This is a genomic window from Salinicola salarius (assembly GCF_002179555.1).
GTDB classification, from domain to species: domain Bacteria; phylum Pseudomonadota; class Gammaproteobacteria; order Pseudomonadales; family Halomonadaceae; genus Salinicola; species Salinicola salarius_A.
Genome location: NZ_NHOU01000079.1, coordinates 1 through 3,265, shown reverse-complemented (window position 1 = coordinate 3,265; position 3,265 = coordinate 1). Strand labels below are relative to the sequence as shown.

3 protein-coding genes and 1 pseudogene are annotated in these 3,265 nt (G+C 60.5%); all 4 read left to right on the top strand.

From position 1 onward, the window contains the following. On the top strand, positions 1-473 hold a 473-nt coding region (locus CCD76_RS18985; RefSeq protein ID WP_179208973.1), incomplete at its 5' end, for a type II toxin-antitoxin system death-on-curing family toxin. Between the two features lie 276 nt (positions 474-749). Next, positions 750-1,733 (top strand): DUF1852 domain-containing protein, encoded by a 984-nt coding sequence (locus CCD76_RS18980; RefSeq protein WP_087721056.1) that lies wholly within the window; start codon positions 750-752, stop codon positions 1,731-1,733. 53 nt (positions 1,734-1,786) lie between these two features. Then, positions 1,787-2,815, top strand: coding sequence for a methionine synthase (locus CCD76_RS18975; protein ID WP_087721055.1), 1,029 nt, complete (start codon positions 1,787-1,789; stop codon positions 2,813-2,815). Positions 2,816-2,949: 134 nt separating this feature from the next. Next, positions 2,950-3,237 (top strand): annotated as a pseudogene (locus CCD76_RS18970) (NYN domain-containing protein); the annotation flags it as partial. Between the last annotated feature and the right edge of the window lie 28 nt (positions 3,238-3,265).

Genomic DNA, 3,265 nt, shown 5'->3' with positions numbered 1-3,265 from the left:
ACGAAGGGCTGTTGAGCGACCCTGACGTGCAGGCGGGCGGTCAGCTTCCTTCGTTGGAAACGGCGAGATCGGCGCTGAACGAACTGAAAGCGGAACTGATGGGGCGGGGAGAGGCAACCGAGCTGTTTGCGCGGGATCGTAGCGATGGGTTGGCCTCACTGCTCGGCAATCTTGACCAGTCTGTCTTCGGCGAGCCGGCCTATCCGAGCATCGAGTCGAAAGCGGCGCATCTGCTCTATTTCGTGATCAAGAATCATCCGTTCGCCGACGGCAACAAACGCAGTGCGGCCTTTCTGTTCGTCGATTTCCTGCATCGCAACGGGCGTTTGTTATCGGGGACGGGAGAGCCGGTCATTAATGATGTCGGTCTCGCGGCGTTGACGCTGCTGGTCGCGGAATCCGATCCAGCCAACAAGGAGACGATGATTCGCCTGATCATGAACATGCTCGCCAACGACTTCTCGTCCACCTGACGATGCTCGCCGCCAATCCCAAAAAACCGTCGCTCGTCCACTCTAGTGTCGCATCATGAATCCTCTTCATGATGAGCTGAAATCATATCGCTTTTCATGCATCTACAGGCTCTGGCATAAAGAGCGCATCCGCTTCGACGACAGGCGCTGTAGCGCCTGTGGTCGATACGCCAGACAGGGTATTGGCAAACACGTGCTGGCAAACATTGCATTGAGGGGCGCTGGGCCTTCTGACGGTGCCAGCGCCTCTCTCGATTAACAGGGTGCTTGTTCGCGATGAGTCACGATTTCACATTCGATATCAAGAGCGTGCGGTTCGACGAAAACTATCGCCCGGCCGAAAACACGCGCACCACCACCAACTTTGCCAACCTGGCAAGAGGGGAGCGTCGCGAGGATAACCTGCGCAATGCCCTGACAATGATCGACAACCGTTTCAACACCCTGGCGCATTGGGACAACCCCAAGGCGGATCGCTATGCCGTCGAGCTCGACATCATCACCGGTGAGCTGAGCGTGGGGGCCGAGGACGAGGACGACACCTTCCCGGCGATCGAAATGCTCAAGACGACGATCATCGACAAGCACGCTGGCAAGCGCATTCCGGGCATGGTGGGGAACAACTTCTCGTCCTACGTGCGCGACTACGACTTCAGCGTCTGGCTGTCGGAGCACAACCGGGAGCGATCCGAATTCGGTATCCCCGAAGGGTTCGGCGACCTGCACGGCAAACTGTTCAAGCTATTCGTCAATTCCGATGCCTATCGGGCGTTTTTCGGCAAGCCACCGGTGATCTGTCTCAGCGTCTCCAGCAGCAAGGTCTATCGCCAGACCGACAATCGCCACCCGGTGCTGGGCGTGGAGTACGAAAACGACGAGTCCTCGCTGACGGATTTCTACTTCGGCAAGATGGGGCTGAAGGTGCGCTACTTCATGCCGCCGCATGCCGTCGCGCCGCTGGCGTTCTATTTCTCCGGCGATCTGCTCTCCGACTACACCGATCTCGAGCTGATCAGCGCCATCAGCACCATGGAGACGTTCCAGAAGATCTACCGCCCCGAGATCTACAACGCCAATTCGGTGGCCGGCAAGATCTACCAGCCGAGCCTCGAGCATCAGGACTACTCGCTGACGCGCATCGTCTACGACCGCGAAGAGCGCGGCCAGCTGGCCGTCGAGCAGGGCAAGTTCACCGAGCGGCACTTCATCAAACCCTACCGCCATGTGCTCGAGCAGTGGTCGGCCGATTATTCCCTTTGATCGCCCGTTCCAACGACATCCTTTGATCAACCCGTTATTAAGGTCACTTTTGCATGAAGACTTTGTTGCCCACGTCGACGGCCGGTAGCCTGCCCAAGCCCGCCTGGCTAGCCCAGCCCGAGACGCTCTGGTCGCCGTGGAAACTGCAGGACGAGGAGCTGGCCGAGGGCAAGCGGGACGCGCTGCGGGTCTCCCTGCACGATCAGCAGCGGGCCGGTATCGACATCGTCAGTGACGGCGAGCAGACCCGTCAGCACTTCGTCACCACCTTCATCGAGCACTTGAGCGGTGTCGACTTCGAACAGCGCGAGATCGTCAAGATTCGCGACCGCTACGACGCCAGCGTGCCCTCGGTGGTCGGCCCCGTGGCGCGCGAGAAGCCGGTCTTCGTGGACGATGCCAGATTCCTGCGCCAGCAGACCGACCAGCCCATCAAGTGGGCGCTGCCGGGGCCCATGACCATGGTCGATACGCTCTATGACGGCCACTACAAGAGCCGCGAAAAGCTGGCCTGGGAATTCGCCAGGATCCTCAACCAGGAAGCCCGCGATCTGGCCGCCGCCGGCGTGGACATCATTCAGTTCGATGAGCCCGCCTTCAACGTCTTCTTCGACGAGGTGAACGACTGGGGCATCGCCGCCCTGGAGAAAGCCATCGAAGGGGTCGAGTGCGAGACCGCGGTGCATATCTGCTACGGCTACGGCATCAAGGCCAACACCGACTGGAAGAAGACCCTGGGGTCGGAGTGGCGCCAGTACGAGGAGATCTTTCCCAGGCTGCAGGCTTCGAACATCGATATCGTCTCGCTGGAGTGCCAGAACTCCCACGTGCCGATGGAGCTGATCGAACTGATCCGGGGCAAGAAAGTAATGGTCGGGGCGATCGACGTGGCCACCAACACCATCGAAACCCCGGAAGAGGTCGCCGAGACCCTGCGCAAGGCGCTCGAGTTCATCGATGCCGACAAGCTCTACCCCTGCACCAACTGCGGCATGACACCCTTGTCCCGCCAGGTCGCACAAGGCAAGCTGAAGGCTTTGAGCGCTGGTGCGGCCATCGTGCGCCAAGAACTCGCCCGCTAGGCTTGGTCGCGTAGCGGCGAGTTCGACCGCAGCAGCACCGTGTCGACATCGCGTCGGCGGGCCGGCAGCGGCCTGTCGGCGCGATGTGGTTCGGTGGAGGCGCCGGCGCTCGACCACTCTGGAAATCCTGCCCCATGACCAGCGTCGCGATCTTCGTCGACACCCAGAACGTCTACTACACCGTGCGTGAAGCCTACGGCAAACACTTCGATTACCGTCGGTTCTGGGCGAAAGCGACGACGAACCGTGAGGTGCTAACTGCCCGCTGCTATGCCACCGACAAGGGCGACCCGAAGCAGCGCGGTTTTCAGAACACGCTGCGAACGATCGGCTTCGAGGTGAAGTTGAAGCCGTTCATCCAGCGTGCGGATGGTTCCGCCAAGGGCGACTGGGACGTGGGCATCACGCTCGATGCCATCGACCCGCCTCATTCACGAGGGTGCTGATTGA

Excerpts from the sequence above, each read along its gene's own strand:
- CCD76_RS18980 (WP_087721056.1), top strand. The coding sequence starts at position 750 with ATGAGTCACGATTTCACATTCGATATCAAGAGCGTGCGGTTCGACGAA.
- CCD76_RS18975 (WP_087721055.1), top strand. The coding sequence starts at position 1,787 with ATGAAGACTTTGTTGCCCACGTCGACGGCCGGTAGCCTGCCCAAGCCC.